At 61.9% G+C, this 15600-nt stretch carries 15 protein-coding genes; 10 read left to right on the forward strand and 5 right to left on the reverse strand.

Annotation, left to right across the window (positions count from 1 at the left end; all coding sequences use genetic code 11):
• The first annotated feature begins 11 nt into the window (after positions 1-11).
• On the forward strand, positions 12-1175 hold the full coding sequence (locus BJD99_RS03660) for an FAD-binding oxidoreductase (protein WP_084345440.1): 1164 nt from the start codon (positions 12-14) through the stop codon (positions 1173-1175).
• Here BJD99_RS03660 and BJD99_RS03665 read toward each other — a convergent pair.
• Positions 1172-2731 (reverse strand): acyl-CoA synthetase, encoded by a 1560-nt coding sequence (locus BJD99_RS03665; RefSeq protein WP_084345441.1) that lies wholly within the window; start codon positions 2729-2731, stop codon positions 1172-1174. The genes BJD99_RS03660 and BJD99_RS03665 overlap by 4 nt on opposite strands.
• 22 nt (positions 2732-2753) lie before the next feature.
• Positions 2754-3782 (reverse strand): LLM class F420-dependent oxidoreductase, encoded by a 1029-nt coding sequence (locus tag BJD99_RS03670; RefSeq protein ID WP_084345442.1) that lies wholly within the window; start codon positions 3780-3782, stop codon positions 2754-2756.
• Between the two features lie 67 nt (positions 3783-3849).
• On the opposite strand from BJD99_RS03670, the gene BJD99_RS03675 reads away from it, so the two are divergent.
• Genes BJD99_RS03675 through BJD99_RS03690 form a run of 4 tightly spaced genes read left to right on the forward strand, consistent with a single transcriptional unit; the run spans position 3850 to position 7900 of the window.
• Positions 3850-4812: a Zn-ribbon domain-containing OB-fold protein gene (locus tag BJD99_RS03675; RefSeq protein ID WP_084345443.1), complete on the forward strand. Its 963-nt coding sequence runs from the start codon at positions 3850-3852 to the stop codon at positions 4810-4812.
• 11 nt (positions 4813-4823) lie between these two features.
• A complete protein-coding gene (locus BJD99_RS03680) occupies positions 4824-5873 on the forward strand; it encodes a thiolase domain-containing protein (RefSeq protein ID WP_084345444.1) in 1050 nt (349 codons plus the stop codon).
• A complete protein-coding gene (locus BJD99_RS03685) occupies positions 5874-7043 on the forward strand; it encodes a thiolase domain-containing protein (protein WP_084345445.1) in 1170 nt (389 codons plus the stop codon).
• Positions 7040-7900: a TIGR03619 family F420-dependent LLM class oxidoreductase gene (locus BJD99_RS03690; protein ID WP_084345446.1), complete on the forward strand. Its 861-nt coding sequence runs from the start codon at positions 7040-7042 to the stop codon at positions 7898-7900. The genes BJD99_RS03685 and BJD99_RS03690 overlap by 4 nt, the downstream gene beginning before the upstream one ends.
• 70 nt (positions 7901-7970) lie before the next feature.
• Here BJD99_RS03690 and BJD99_RS03695 read toward each other — a convergent pair whose 3' ends face one another.
• Positions 7971-9239: a cytochrome P450 gene (locus BJD99_RS03695; protein ID WP_084345447.1), complete on the reverse strand. Its 1269-nt coding sequence runs from the start codon at positions 9237-9239 to the stop codon at positions 7971-7973.
• 230 nt (positions 9240-9469) lie between these two features.
• Between BJD99_RS03695 and BJD99_RS03700 the strand changes: the two genes are divergently transcribed.
• On the forward strand, positions 9470-10600 hold the full coding sequence (locus BJD99_RS03700; RefSeq protein WP_084345448.1) for a steroid 3-ketoacyl-CoA thiolase: 1131 nt from the start codon (positions 9470-9472) through the stop codon (positions 10598-10600).
• Positions 10601-10616: 16 nt separating this feature from the next.
• Here BJD99_RS03700 and BJD99_RS03705 read toward each other — a convergent pair whose 3' ends face one another.
• Both BJD99_RS03705 and BJD99_RS03710 read right to left on the reverse strand, forming a co-directional pair.
• Entirely contained in the window at positions 10617-11294 is a 678-nt protein-coding gene (locus BJD99_RS03705; protein WP_084345449.1) for a hypothetical protein, read from the reverse strand.
• 178 nt (positions 11295-11472) lie between these two features.
• A complete protein-coding gene (locus BJD99_RS03710; protein WP_084345450.1) occupies positions 11473-11892 on the reverse strand; it encodes a helix-turn-helix domain-containing protein in 420 nt (139 codons plus the stop codon).
• A gap of 260 nt (positions 11893-12152) precedes the next feature.
• Between BJD99_RS03710 and BJD99_RS03715 the strand changes: the two genes are divergently transcribed.
• The 4 genes from BJD99_RS03715 to BJD99_RS03730 are packed head-to-tail and all read left to right on the forward strand — an operon-like array spanning position 12153 to position 15557.
• Positions 12153-12920, forward strand: coding sequence for an enoyl-CoA hydratase family protein (locus BJD99_RS03715; RefSeq protein ID WP_084345451.1), 768 nt, complete (start codon positions 12153-12155; stop codon positions 12918-12920).
• 5 nt (positions 12921-12925) lie between these two features.
• A complete protein-coding gene (locus BJD99_RS03720; RefSeq protein ID WP_084345869.1) occupies positions 12926-13750 on the forward strand; it encodes a CoA transferase subunit A in 825 nt (274 codons plus the stop codon).
• Positions 13747-14493 carry a CoA-transferase subunit beta gene (locus BJD99_RS03725; protein WP_084345452.1) on the forward strand — a complete coding sequence of 249 codons (747 nt, stop codon included), beginning with the start codon at positions 13747-13749 and terminating at the stop codon, positions 14491-14493. The genes BJD99_RS03720 and BJD99_RS03725 overlap by 4 nt, the downstream gene beginning before the upstream one ends.
• Entirely contained in the window at positions 14490-15557 is a 1068-nt protein-coding gene (locus BJD99_RS03730; protein WP_084345453.1) for a nitronate monooxygenase family protein, read from the forward strand. The genes BJD99_RS03725 and BJD99_RS03730 overlap by 4 nt, the downstream gene beginning before the upstream one ends.
• Positions 15558-15600 lie beyond the last annotated feature (43 nt).

The raw sequence follows: 15600 nt of genomic DNA on the forward strand, positions 1-15600 counted from the left end.
GAGGTTGGTTCATGCAGGACGAGCGAGCTATTGCCCTGATCCGGGCCGGTTTCAAATCGGTGCAGGCCGCCGAGGATGGTCCGGATCGGTTGGCCCGCTCCTTTTTTGCACACCTGTTCGCACAGAATCCGGACTTCCGGACGCTCTTTCCGGTGTCGATGGATCAACTCCGTCGCCATTTCGTTCTTGCACTGGGCTACATATTCGACAATCTCGACAAGACGGACCAGGTCGAACCGTTTCTCGAGCAACTCGGACGCGATCACCGAAAGCACGCAATCACCGGCGCACACTTTCGCGCAGGGCAGTCCGCGCTCATTGCGGCCTTCCGTGGTTTCGTAGGTAACGAGGTGTGGACCGAAGAAGTCGAAGCGGCCTGGACCGACACGCTCGATGCAGTGAGCCGCAGCATGGCGGTAGCAGCGGACAACGACGAGTTGCCGCCGTATTGGGGTGCGACCGTCGTCGAGCACCACCGGGTACTCGACGATCTGGCGATCATTCGACTGAAGGTCGACGAGCCGATTCCCTACTACCCGGGCCAATATGTCAGCGTTCGAATTCCCCAACGCCCCAATCTGTGGCGATACCTCTCACCGGCGATACCGAGTAATCCACAGGGGGAGATCGAATTTCACGTTCGGCGCGTCTCGGGAGGATGGGTCAGTCCCGCGATGGTCTCCGAGGTATCTATCGGCGACAGGTGGGCGATAAGTCCTCCTCTCGGCGGCATGTCCATCGATCGAAACAGTCACGAGGACGTGCTGATGATTGCCGGCGGAACCGGGATTGCGCCGCTACGAGCGCAGATCATGGACATGGCGTTGCGCAGCACCAACCCACGCGTTCACCTGTTCGTCAGCGGCGTGTACCCGTGCGATCTGTACGACATCGAAACGCTGTGGCAGATTTCGCTGTCGAATCCATGGTTGACGGTAGTTCCGGTGACCGAGGATTACGAGGACCCCTGGTGGTACTCCGGTCCTACGCGTGAACTGCCGTGGGGAATGCATCGTCAACTCTATGGTCAGATCAGCACTGTCGTAACGCAATTCGGCTCATGGGCGGACCGGCAAATTCAGATATCCGGATCCCCCTCGATGGTGCGTACGACCATGTACGCACTGCGCAGAAGCGGTACGCCGATGGAGCACATACAGCACGATCCGCTCTAGATATTGCTGCGCCCCTGCCAGTACGGATCCCGCAGTGTGCGCTTGTACAACTTTCCGTTCGGATCTCTGGGCAGCTCTGCTACGTAGTCCACGGACTTCGGCAGCTTGAACTTGGCCAAACGCTCACGCGCGAATGCCATGATCTCCTCGGTGAGTTCGTCACTGGGCTCGACACCCGCCTCCGGTTGTACGACAGCTTTGATCTCCTCGCCCCAATCCACATGGGGTACACCGAATACCGCGATATCGGCGATCTTGGGGTGGTTGATCATCTCACCCTCGATCTCGGCGGGGTAGATGTTGACTCCCCCGGAGATGATCATGTCGGACTTACGATCACACAGGAAGAGATACCCGTCCTCGTCGAGGTAGCCGATGTCGCCGAGCGTGAAAAGGTCTCCCACTCGCGCTTCCGCGGTCTTCTTCTCGTCGTGGTGATATTCGAAACTGGAGCCGCCCATCCGCATGTAGATCTGCCCCGGCTCACCCACCGGAAGTTCGATTCCGTCGTCGCCGAGCACCTTGACCACCGAGTTGGGCCATGCAGTGCCCACCGATCCGGGTTTACGCAGCCATGCTTCACCCGAGATGACGGTCCCACCGCCCTCCGTCGCTGCATAGTATTCGGTCACCACAGGCCCCCACCACTCGAGCATGCGCCGCTTGACCTCGAGCGGGCACGGCGCAGCACCGTGGATCATGAATCGGAGCGAGGACACGTCGTACTGCGCTCGCGCGGCTTCCGGTAGCGCCAGTAAGCGGTGGAACTGTGTCGGGACCATATGACTGTGCGTGACGCGGTGGCGGTCGATCAAGGCGAGCATCTCTTCCGGATCCCATCGATCCATCAGTATTACCTTGTGCCCCAATTGAATCGAGATAACTACGAAGTTCAGTACGGCTGTGTGATACAACGGCGAACCGCAGATATGCACGTGATCGTCGAATGGCTTGATCCCGAAGATTCCGAAGAAGCCACTCGATGCGAGTGGCACCTGGTCGGGGTCGGCGCCGGTGAGCGGGCGCCGGACCCCTTTCGGCTTTCCCGTCGTTCCCGAGGTGTAGAGCATCGGCCCACCCAGGGTGCGGATCTCCGGTCGTTCCTCGGACTCGCCGAGATCCTGCAGTGGGGTGAAACCGTCGATCGCGCCAACGGAGAACCGGCCTTCGACTCCGGATTCCTCGGCGGCAAAGGTCGCCGCCTCCGCGAAAAGATCCGATGCGACAAAGGCTTTCGCCTCGCTGTCCTTCAATATGTAGGCAACCTCGGGTCCGGTGAGGTGCCAATTGACCGCGACGATGTACAACCCGGTCTGCAAAGCCGCGAAATAGAACGCGACGAGGTCGGCACTGTTGTGCAACATCATCACGACGCTGTCACCGGGCCGGAGACCCAAGTCGTGGAGGCCACGTCCATATTTGTTTGCCGTGGAAGCCAACTCGCCGAAACTGTACTCGCCGCCGATCGGGTCCACCAGGGCGATTCGATCGGGTTCCTCGGCAGCGATGTTCCACAATCCACCGCCTCGGGTCTGCGTATTGGTGTCGACGGTCATAGCTCCCAATCTAGAACTCGTTCTACTCCTTGAGCAAGGCCCCGAGTTCATGTACTCGATCTGCAGTATCTGCGGTCACCAGAAGCATCGTGACGCCAGCATCCTCCCACCGCTTCACCTCTTCGCGGACGTAATCGGCGTTTCCGATGATCATGGTTTCGGCAACCATCTCATCGGGCACCATCGCTGCGGCCTCGTCCTTACGCCCGGACTGATAGAGCTTGCCGATTTCCGCGACTTCGCGGTCGTAACCCATTCGGTTGTACACCTGGGCGTGAAAGTTCAGTTCCGGCGCGCCCATGCCTCCCACGTACAGCGCAATGGTCGGTTTGAGCCGCGCGATGGTGGCAGCTCGATCGTCGGTGAGCACTACCTGGCAGGTGGCAGCAACTTCGAAATCGGCTCGGCTGCGTCGCGCGCCCGGGCGGGCGAATCCCTCGTCCAGCCACCCGTTGTACATCGATGCAAGCCGCGGCGAATAGTAGATAGCCAGCCAGCCGTCCGCGATCTCGGCGGCGAGGGCAACATTCTTGGGACCTTCCGCACCCAGCCAGATCGGCAGGTCCGCGCGCAGCGGATGAGTGATCGGCTTGAGCGGCTTCCCCATCCCCGTTCCGTCCACGGGCAGCGGATAGTGCGGCCCCGCACTGGTAACCGGCGCCTCGCGGGCGAGAACCTGCCGCACGATGTCGACGTATTCCCGAGTCCGAGCCAGTGGTTTGGCGAACGGTTGCCCGTACCACCCCTCGACGACCTGGGGGCCCGAGACGCCCAGGCCCAGGATCGCCCGCCCCCCGCTCAGATGGTCCAGCGTCAAGGCGTGCATGGCGCAATTCGTCGGCGTACGAGCGGACAACTGCGCAACCGAGGTACCGAGCTGCACCGACTCCGTACGTGCACCCCACCACGCCAACGGAGTGAACGCGTCCGACCCCCAGGATTCGGCCGCGAAGATGGCGTCGAAACCGGCGGCCTCGGCCGCGTCGACCAGTTCGCCCGTGCCAGTAGGAGGCTGTGCACCCCAGTATCCGAGCTGCAATCCGAGCTTCATTCACGAGCCTTCCCGTAGCGCGGCCTTGCCACCATAATGAGAACCTGTTCTACTGAAAAATGTGACTATGGTGAGTACACCACTCAGCGCGCCCTTGAACAACGCCTTCGACTACACCCGCTCTGTCGGGCCAACCATCGGGGCTTTTTTGACGGGACTGCGCCGCAAGCAATTCATCGGCGGACGAGGAAGCGACGGGCGGGTATACGTACCCCCACCCGAATACGACTCCGTCACAAAAGAACCCATCACCGACTTCGTCGACGTCGGTTCCACAGGCACCGTAACTTCGTGGTCCTGGGTAAACACTCCGTACGACGACCACCCACTCGATCACCCTTTCGCCTTCGCACTGATCCAACTCGACGGCGCGGACACCTCACTCCTTCACGCCGTCGACGCCGAGTCCGCGGACCGGATGTCCACCGGAATGCGCGTACAGCCGCGATGGGCACAGGACCACACCGGCGACATTCACGACGTCGTGTGCTTCGAACCTGCGGACCGAGCGGAGGAGTCCGGACCGGAACCCGAAGGTGGGCCCGGGGAAACCGTCGAGATGATCACCACCCCCGTCCGCCTCGAATACACCCACACTGCCTCGGCCGAGGAAAGTTACTACCTTCGTGGTCTCGCCGAAGGACGCTTCATCGGGGGTCGAACAGATTCCGAGGGCAAGGTCTACGTCCCGCCGCGCGGCGCAAGCCCGACGGACGGTCGGCCGACGACGGAGAGGGTCGAACTGCCCGATCACGGCATCATGACGACCTACTGCATCGTCAATGTGCCGTTCAAGGGCCAGAAGATCAAGCCCCCGTACATTGCGGCATATGTGCTGCTCGACGGCGCCGACATTCCGTTTCAGCATCTGATTCTCGAATGCGATCCGGCGGAAGTTCGGATGGGGATGCGGGTCGAGGCCAAGTGGAAGCCGCGCGCGGAATGGGGTTACACGCTCGAGAACATCGAGTACTTCAGGCCGACGGGTGAACCCGACGCCGAGTACGACACCTACAAGCACCACCTCTGAGGGGCGAGAGCATGACCGATATCGCAGTGGTGGGCTTCGCACAGGCACCGAATGTCGCACAGACGGCGGGTACCACCAACGGCGTCGAGATGCTGGTTCCATGTTTCCAGCAGTTGTATACCGAGTTGGGAATCACGAAGTCCGACATCGGATTCTGGTGCTCGGGTTCTTCCGACTACCTGGCCGGACGGGCATTTTCTTTCATTTCCGCTATCGACGCCATCGGTGCGGTCCCGCCGATCAACGAGTCTCACGTAGAGATGGATGCGGCATGGGCACTGTACGAGGCCTGGATCAAACTGATGACGGGCGAGGTCGAGACAGCTCTGGTGTACGGCTTCGGAAAGTCGTCGGCGGGAACTCTGGCGAAAATTCTTGCGATGCAACTCGATCCCTACCTCGTCGCTCCGCTGTGGCCGGATTCGCTGTCCATCGCCGGACTGCAGGCGCGTGCCGGGATCGACGCCGGGAAGTGGGACGCGCGAGCAATGGCCGAGGTCGCCGTCCGCAACCGTGCCAACGCGCATCCGTTGGCCCAGTTGTCCGGCAACCTCGACATAGAACAATTGCTTCAGGCGGACTACATAGCCGATCCCCTGCGCGCACACGATTGCGCGCCGGTGACCGATGGTGCGTCGGCGATCGTGCTCGCTACGGGTGATCGTGCGCGTTCTCTCCGCGAAAACCCCGCGTGGATAAGTGGAATCGAGCATCTGATCGACTCACCGAACTTCGGCGCACGGGATCTGACGACGGCCCCGTCGGCATACAACGCCGCCGTGAAAGCGTCGGGCGGTGATCTTGCCGGCATCGAACTGGCCGAACTGCACGCACCGTTCACCCATCAGGAACTGATTCTGTCCGACTGGCTCCCCGAGACCGCGACGATCAATCCCTCCGGTGGCACGCTGGTGGGGAACCCGATGTTCTCCGCCGGGCTCGAGCGAATCGGCCATGCGGCGTCGAGGATCTTCGACGGCAGTGCCGGTCGGGTTCTCGCGCATGCAACGAGCGGCCCACTGCTACAACAAAACTTGGTCGCCGTCATGGAGGGAAGATAAGTGAGCAAGCAACCCGCTGCGGTACTGGGTACCGGCCAGACTCACTATGTCGCCAAGCGACACGATGTTTCGATGTCCGGACTCGTGCGCGAGGCGATCGACCGCGCGATGATCGACGCCGAGGTGTCGTGGGATGACATCGATGCGGTCGTCATCGGCAAGGCACCCGACCTGTTCGAGGGCGTCATGATGCCCGAGTTGTTCATGGCCGACGCCATCGGCGCCACCGGCAAGCCGCTCCTACGCGTCCACACTGCCGGTTCGGTGGGTGGCTCGACGGCCATCGTGGCGTCGTCGTTGGTGCAGTCGGGCGTACACAAACGTGTTCTCGCCGTAGCTTGGGAGAAGCAATCGGAGAGCAATGCCATGTGGGCCTTGTCGATTCCGGTTCCGTTCAACATGCCCGTCGGTGCGGGCGCCGGTGGATACTTTGCGCCACATATCCGCTCGTACATCCGCCGTTCGAGTGCACCCGAGCACATCGGCGCCATGGTAGCGGTGAAGGACCGGCTCAACGGGAGCCGGAATCCCTACGCGCACCTCAAGCATCCGGACATCACACTGGAGTCGGTTCAGGCGTCACAGATGCTGTGGGACCCCATCCGTTACGACGAGACGTGCCCGTCGTCCGATGGGGCCTGCGCGGTGGTGATCGGCGACGAGGCTACTGCCCACGCTCGCGAGGCGGACGGGAAGAAGGTCGCCTGGATCCACGCTACGTCGATGCGCACCGAGCCAACGACGTTCGCCGGGCGCGACCAGGTCAATCCGCAGGCGGGCCGGGATGCGGCTGCGGCACTGTGGAAAGCAGCGGGAATCACCGATCCCCTCGAAGAGATCGACGTCGCTGAAATCTACGTTCCGTTCTCGTGGTTCGAACCGATGTGGCTCGAGAACCTCGGATTCGTGCCCGAGGGTCAGGGATGGAAACTGACCGAGGCAGGCGACACCGCCATGGGCGGTAAGCTCCCGGTCAACTGCTCCGGCGGCGTTCTGTCGTCCAACCCCATCGGGGCGTCGGGAATGATCAGGTTTGCCGAGGCTGCAATGCAGGTTATGCACCGCGCCGGCGAACACCAGGTGGACAATGCCAAGAAAGCCCTCGGCCACGCCTACGGTGGAGGGTCCCAATATTTTTCCATGTGGGTCGTAGGGAGCGAACAGCCATGAAGTACACGGTCGGTATTGCAATGACACCGCTACACGAACTGCCGGCGCTGGCGAAGACTGCGGAGGAGTGCGGGTTTTCTTCGATCGCGCTGCCGGATTCGTTGTTCTACATGGAAACCCAGTCGACGGACTATCCGTACACCCCTGATGGCACACGAATGTGGAATGCCGAGACCCCCTGGGTCGATCCGCTCATCGCGGCGGCAGCAATGGGTGCGGTGACCTCGACCATCGAGTTCTATACCCAGGTCCTCAAGCTCGGTTCTCGCAATCCGGTTCTGCTTGCCCGCCAGGTAGGTTCGGTTGCTGTACTGACCGACAATCGATTCGGATTCGGTGTCGGGATCGGCTGGGCTCCAGAGGAATTCGAATGGTGTGGGGCGCCTTACGCCAAGCGTGGCAAACGCGTCGACGAGATGATCGAGGTTATCAAGGCGATTCTCGGCGGCGGCATGGTGGAGTACCACGGCGAGTTCTTCGATTTCGACAAGCTTCAGATGAGTCCGGCACCGACGAAGCCAGTTCCGTTCTATATCGGCGGGCACACCGATGTGGCGCTACGACGCGCCGCTCGGGTGGGTGACGGGTGGACCTCGGCGATGATCAAGTTCGACGATCTGGTCACCGTCATCGCCCGTCTGCGCGAACTCCGAGAGGAGTACGGCACCGCCGACAAACCCTTCGAGATCCAGACCGTGTGCGTCGACCGCTTCGGTAAGGACGGTTACGCCGAACTCGAAGACGCCGGTGTCACCGACATCATCTCGGTGCCGTGGATATTCGACGGCATCGGATTCGACGGTCCGCTGGAAGCGAAGCAGGACTCGCTTCGGAAGTTCGCGGAGAAGTTCATCTAGACGCCCTACACATACGAGAGCGGCAGTACGTCTTCGAAGACGTACTGCCGCTCTCGTGTCTGCTACCGGGTTAGTGCGGGACTGGGCAGCCGCCCTTGTAGTCGACCTGGAATTCCTTGACTCCGTTGAGCCATCCCGAACGCAGTCGACGTGGATCGCCGAGCTTGGAGATATCGGGGATGTGGTCGGCGATCGCGTTGAACATCAAATTGATCTCCATCCGCGCGAGATTCGCCCCGATGCAGTAGTGGGCACCGTGGCCACCGAAACCGAGGTGCGGATTCGGGTCTCGTAGGATGTCGAACTTGTACGGGTCCTCGAAGACATCTTCGTCGAAGTTCGCGGAGCCGTAGAACATCACGACTCGGTCACCGGCCTTGATCGTGGTGCCGTTCAGGTCGAAATCTTCCTTCGCGGTGCGCTGGAAGGAGGTGACCGGGGTGGCGTAACGAACAACTTCGTCGGCCGTGGTGTCCGGGCGCTCCTTCTTGTACAACTCCCACTGCTCAGGATTGTCGATGAACGCGCCCATCCCGTGTGTGAGCGCATTGCGGGTGGTCTCGTTGCCCGCGACGGCAAGAATGATCACGAAGAAGCCGAATTCCTCGGGTGCGAGGTGATCACCGTCGATGTCGGCGTTGATCAGGGTGGTGATGATGTCGTCTTTAGGACACTTTCGACGCTCGTCCGCGATGCCGTACGCGTACCCGAGAATCTGGGTCGACGCCTCGACCGGGTCGATGTCGAACTCCGGATCGTCGTACGCGGTCATCTCGTTGGACCAATCGAAGATCTTCTTGCGATCCTCCTGCGGGATCCCGAGCAGATCGGCAATGGCCTGCAACGGCAGCTCCGAGGCGATTTCGGTGACGAAGTCACCGGTCGGGTTCTCTGCCGCCTTCTTGACGATCTCCTGCGCACGACGCTCGAGCTCGTCGTGCAGGCCACCGATCGCCCTGGGGGTGAATCCCTTGGCGACGATCTTGCGGGTCTTGGTGTGCTGGGGGGCGTCCTGGTTGATCATCACGAAGCGCTGCAGTTCGATCTGCTCGCGCGTGATGTCGTCGTTGAATCGCGGCATCGCGGTGTTTTCGAAGCTCGAGAACACGTCGCTGCGCTTGGAGATCTCTTTGATCTCGGCATGCTTGGTGACGACCCAGTATCCGTCGTCGTCGAATCCCCCGACGTTGCGCGGCTGCGGGCACCACCAGACCGGAGCTGTCTTGCGAAGCTCGGCGAACTCTTCGACCGGTATCCTCTGTTCGTAGATACTGGGATCGGTCGGGTCGAAGCCCTCTGGCAAATCGGGACGAATGAGGTCCTGATGTAGGTCTGTCACTTGCTCTCCTGACAGTTTCTTGGGTCGATGCACAGGCTGCGGTCCTGTTCAGGGCCGCCGAGCAGGCTGCGCTCCTGCTCGGAGCCACTTTGTACGGCCGCGCTCTTATGGAACACGTTCTAGGTTTATTCAAACACAAGGGGTCGAGATAGGGAAGAAGATACGGTCAACCGCCATTAACAGTAAGATGGAACCTGTTCTACTTTCGAATGAAAAGAGAGGAGCCCGCAGTGGGCAATCCCGTTATCGTCGAGGCCGTCCGTACACCGATCGGCAAGCGAGGTGGATGGCTGTCGGGTCTGCACGCTGCCGAATTGCTCGGCCTTGCCCAGACCGGCGCAATCGAGCGGCTCGGCGTCGCCCCCGAGTTGGTCCAGCAAGTCATCGGCGGATGTGTCACCCAGGCCGGTGAACAGTCGAACAACATCACCAGGACTGCTTGGCTTCACGCGGGCCTGCCGTGGCAGGCAGGTGCCATGACGATCGACGCTCAGTGCGGGTCGGCGCAACAGGCCAACCACCTGATCGCCGGTTTGATTTCGATCGGAGCCATCGACACCGGTATGGCCTGCGGCGTCGAAGCCATGAGCCGCGTTCCCCTGGGCGCCAATGTCGGCGAGAACGCCGGACCGAGACGGCCCGAGTCGTGGAGCATCGACCTGCCGAATCAGTTCGAAGCGGCGGAGCGGATTGCACGACGCCGCGGCATCACCCGAGCTGACCTCGAAGCCCTCGGCGTTCGGTCGCAGGCCCTCGCGAAAGCGGCATGGGAGGAGGGGCGCTTCGATCGTGAAGTCATGCCGGTGCAGGTCGGAGACGAGACCGTGAGCCGGGATCAGGGCTTGCGTGACACGACGGCCGAGTCGCTGGCGAAGCTGAAGCCCGTGATGGACGGCGGAATGCACACGGCAGGTACCTCTTCACAGATTTCCGACGGCGCCGCAGCCGTCATCCTGATGGATGAGGACCGCGCCAGAGAGCTCGGGTTCACCCCTCGTGCGCGCATCGTCTCGCAGTGCCTGGTCGGAGCGGAGCCCGAGTTCCACCTCGACGGCCCGGTGCAGGCCACCACGCGGGTGCTCGAGCAGAGCGGGATGAAGATCGGCGACCTGGACCTGTTCGAGGTCAACGAGGCGTTCGCTTCGGTTCTGCTGTCCTGGGCCTCGGTACACAAGCCCGATATGGACAAGGTCAATGTCAACGGCGGAGCCTTGGCAATCGGCCACCCGGTCGGCAGCACCGGTTCTCGACTCATCACCACGGCGCTGCACGAGCTCGAGCGTCGCAACGGTTCGACAGCATTGATCACCATGTGCGCAGGTGGGGCATTGTCCACCGGCACCATCATCGAACGGATCTGAACCTCTCAGCTGGAGGTCACAGTTGGTTCGGCGGCTTTTTCGTGTCGAGCAGCGCCACATCGTCGCTGCTCGGCGCGAGCCACGGAATCCACGTTTCGGTGATCAAGCGCCCGTCTCCGGTGAGAATTGCGTCGGGGTCGGGATCTACGAGTACCGGATACGCAGTGGTTGCGCCGAGTTCGATGTTCTTTACGAGCTTGCCGCTCTCGAGCGTGTAACGGATCGGTACTCGGCAGGACTCGGCATCGAACGCCCACGGCGCTCCGACGTAGATCCTGCCTCTGCCCATCTCGTCGAGTGCCGTCACCGATCCGTCGACTTCCACCCGCAGCGCCCAGTCGGCGGGGAGCTCGACGTCGAATTCGAATCGGGTGGGCGCATCCGGTCCGGTCAACTGGATCATCAGCAACGCGCCCTGACCCGGTTTTCGTGACGGGACGATGATGTCGAAGGAGCCGAACGGGTAGAACACGGAATCGAACGGTCCTCTGACGGCGTTGTCGATTCCGGTTGCGCACACCATCCTCAGACGGACTGCTGCAGCACCGTCTTCGGAGTGCAAGGTTACCCACTCGTACGGATGCGGAGCAGGGCGGCCGTCCGGGGTGTAGGACAACACTGCGCGGAGGAGGGGCTGCTCGATGGCGAGGCCACCGTCGAGCGCATCGAACGATTCACTGCGATCGTCAGTCAATGTACTACTGCCCTTCAACGCCTCGCCAGCACTATCGACGGCGAACCGGCGACTGAACCATCCCTTGTTGAGGATTCAAGCGCATCAGCTACTTTTCAGCAACCCCCAGGTTTCAAGAATAGCTGCTCGCGGCCATGTCTATCGACAAATCGCCGTCCGAATGTGTGCAGGACGCGCCCTATCCGGTGCTGTCCGGCGGAACCTCCGGAAGACCTTCACTGGCTCGCAACTTCTCCGCCATCGAACTCAGGAGATTCTGCGACTCCGCGGACAGGTCGAAAGCCCTGGTCGCCAGCCGCCGTAGGCCGTAGCCCTTCAGCTGCGCGAGAAGCTCGAGATCGTGATCGACTTTGGCGGCGTAGATGTCGTTGAAGAAGTAGTCCGGTTCGACCTTGAAGAAGCGAGCCAGTGCGGCAACCGTTTCGTCCGACGGGTTGTTGCGCTGACCGGACCGCAGCTGCGAAATGTACGGCTTGGAAATTTGATGTCCGCTGCCGGCGAGCGCATCGGCAACTTCGGCATTGGTGTGAGGCCTGCGGCCAGGGGGATGCACGATGCTGAAGAGCTTGTTCAGACGTGCCGCGAAGTCGATCGACATCGGGGACATTTCATCCTTCCGGAACGGAGAGGCACCGCCCGCATGAGGCGCCGTAACGATAACGAAAAGGTAACTCTATACCCGGTAGTCGACTGTTTTCCGCTGATCAACAGACATGTTGATCTTGTAATTCGATGAAAACCGCGGAAACGACCCTTTCGAGCAGAGCCCCGAACCGTCGAGAAGACCGATATCGCTGTCTTCGTGTTAACCTACCAAGCACTTGCTTGTTTTTCAGCTTACGTGAGGATCCTTGATCAATGGCAATCACTTCGAGCACCACCGACGGAATCACCGTCGTCACGGTCGACTACCCACCCGTCAATGCGTATCCGACGCAAGGATGGTTCGACTTCGCTGACATAGTCACCGCAGCTAGCCGCGACGAGAACACACGCGTCGTGGTCGTGCGAGCGGAGAACCGCGGGTTCTGCGCGGGCGTCGATATCAAGGAGTTCGCGCGCGACTCCGGGCACGGACGCCTCATCGACGCCAACCGGGGATGCGCCGCCGCGTTCGCAGCGGTCTACGACTGCGCGGTCCCGGTCATCAGCGCCGTGCAGGGATTCTGCCTCGGCGGGGGCATCGGGATCGTCGGTAACTCCGACATCATCGTGGCTTCCGACGACGCAACCTTCGGACTCCCCGAGGTCGACCGCGGCGCCCTGGGCGCGGCGACGCATCTGTCCCGACTCGTCCCACAGCACCTCATGCGCGCGCTGTTCTTCACCGCGTCCACCATCACCGCGCAGCAGTTGGAGCACCACGGCTCGGTCTACCGAGTGGTTCCGCGAGCGGAACTGGACGATACGGCCTTGGAAATCGCACGCGATATCGCGGCCAAGGACCCGCGGGTGATCCGAGCCGCGAAGGAAGCACTCAACGGTATCGATCTGCAGCCGGTACACAGAAGCTACCGCTACGAGCAAGGCTTCACCTTCGAACTGAACCTGTCGGGAGCCGCCGACGAGATCCGCGCATCGTTCGAGGACGATCTCGCACGTGCCAAAGGAGCAGCAGCAAAATGACAGCAATGCGCAACAAAGTACTTACCGCCGACGACGTCGCGGGCCGGCTGAAGAGCGGCATGACGATCGGCATCGGGGGCTGGGGATCACGTCGTAAGCCGATGGCTCTGATCCAGGCGATCCTTCGCTCGGACGTGACCGATCTGACTGTCGTCAGCTTCGGCGGACCGGACGTCGGCTTGCTCTGTGCCGCAGGGAAATTGAAGAAGCTCTACTTCGGCTTCGTCTCCCTCGACTCGATTCCGTACGACCCGTACTTCTCCGCAGCCCGCACGGCCGGAGCGATCGAGATCCGCGAGCTCGACGAGGGCATGGTCAACACCGGCCTCCAGGCTGCCGCACAGCGACTGCCGTTCCTGCCGATGCGTGCCGGTCTCGGTTCCGATGTGCCGAAGTACTTCCCCGAGTTGAAGACCGTTGTCTCGCCGTACGACGATGCCAGCGAACTCATCGCGATGCCTGCTCTCGAACTCGATGCCGCGCTGGTTCACCTGAACCTCGCCGACGCCCACGGCAACGCCGCATACCTCGGCCCGGACCCGTACTTCGACGACCTGTTCTGCCTTGCTGCCGAACAGCGTTTCGTCTCCGTCGAACGCATCGTCGATACCGCAGAGCTCGTTGCAAGCGCTCCCCCACAGGCTCTCCTGCTGAACCGAATGATGGTCGACGGTGTGGTGGAGGCACCGGGCGGTGCCGGATTCACCTCGTGCGTACCTGATTACGGTCGCGACGAAGAACTCCAGAAACAGTATGCGGAGGCAGCGTCCGAACCCGACGGGTGGAAGCGCTTCGCTCAGCTGACAAATCAGGAAGGGGCGTCCGCATGAGCGGCATCGACATCACCCGGGCGGACATCTGCGCAGTTGCATGCGCGGATATGTTCGCAGGCGCAGGCGAGATCATGGCAAGCCCGATGGGCCTCATGCCCAGCATCGGCGCCCGCCTGGCCAAACTCACCACCGAGCCCGATCTACTCCTCTCCGACGGAGAGGCGTACCTCATGGCCGACACACCGGCACTCGGTGCCACCGGTGCGATCGAGGGATGGATCCCGTACCGGAAGGTATTCGACGTCGTCGCCAGCGGTCGACGTCATGTCGTGATGGGCGCCAACCAGATCGACCGGTTCGGCAACCAGAACATTTCGCACTTCGGACCGCACGACAAGCCGACCCGACAGATGTTCGGCTCCCGCGGCGCCCCCGGCAACACGATCAATCACCGCACCAGTTACTGGATTGCGCGGCACTCGGCACGCGTCTTCACCGAGACCGTCGATCTGGTGTCCGGTGTCGGTTACGACCGCGTCACCGACAACGCAGGGTTCGCCCACCACGATCTGCACCGGGTCGTCACCAATCTGGGTGTATTCGATTTCTCCGGCGAGAACCACGCGATGCGCCTGCTCTCGGTGCATCCCGGAGTCACCGTCGACGAGGTGCTCGAGAACACCGGATTCGAACTCGACACCAACGATGTCACCGATTCCAGGCTCCCCACCGACGAGGAGATGACCCTGCTCGGCGTCATCGACCCCAAGGGGTCTCGTAGCCGCGAGGTCAAGGGATGACCGGCCTTCGCACGCCGTTGACCGAGCTGGTCGGCATCGAACATCCCGTCGTTCAGACCGGCATGGGCTGGGTTGCCGGGCCGCGCCTGGTCGCGGCCACCGCCAACGCAGGCGGCCTCGGCATCCTGGCGTCGGCGACGATGACCTACGCCGAGCTCGAAGCGGCAGTGGCGAAGACGAAGACGTTGACCGACAAGCCCTTCGGCGTCAACATCCGTGCAGATGCCACCGACGCTCGTCAACGCATCGATCTCCTGATTCGGGAGAACGTGCGTGTCGCATCCTTCGCGCTGGCACCCAAGGAAGAACTCATCGCGCTGCTCAAGAAGGCAGGCGTAGTAGTAATTCCATCGATCGGTGCAGCCAAGCACGCCAAGAAGGTTGCCGCCTGGGGCGCCGACGCAGTCATCGTCCAGGGCGGCGAGGGCGGCGGTCACACCGGACCTGTCGCCACGACGCTTCTGCTCCCGTCCGTGCTGGACGCCGTCGACATCCCCGTAGTGGCGGCAGGCGGCTTCTACGACGGCCGCGGCCTCGCTGCCGCACTGGCCTACGGCGCGGCGGGCGTTGCGATGGGTACCCGATTCCTGTTGACGCAGGAGAGCACGGTTCCCGATTCGGTCAAGCAGGAATACCTCAAACGGGGTCTGCAGGACACGACGGTCTCGCGACGCGTCGACGGCATGCCCCACCGGGTGCTCAACACCGAACTGGTGACGAGCCTCGAGCAGTCGAACCCCGCTCGTGGCCTGTTCGCCGCTGTCGGCAATGCTCGCAAGTTCAAGTCGATGACCGGTATGACGTGGTCGAATCTCGCCCGCGACGGAATTGCCATGCGCCGCAGCAGCGATCGCACGTGGCAGCAGATCATCATGGCTGCGAACACCCCGATGCTGCTCAAAGCAGGCTTGGTCGACGGCGATACGCACGCTGGTGTGTTGGCGTCGGGTCAGGTTGTCGGAATGATCGAAGACCTGCCGACCTGTGCCGAGCTGATCTCCTCGATCGTCGAAGACGCAGTGCGTCGGATCGAGGACATCCAGAAGTTCACGACCGTTAGCTGATCGACCTTCTGTCACCGCCCTCCACCGATATCGTCCCCTGCCA

The sequence above is a fragment of the Rhodococcus sp. 1163 genome (genome assembly GCF_002091985.1).
Lineage (GTDB): Bacteria > Actinomycetota > Actinomycetes > Mycobacteriales > Mycobacteriaceae > Rhodococcoides.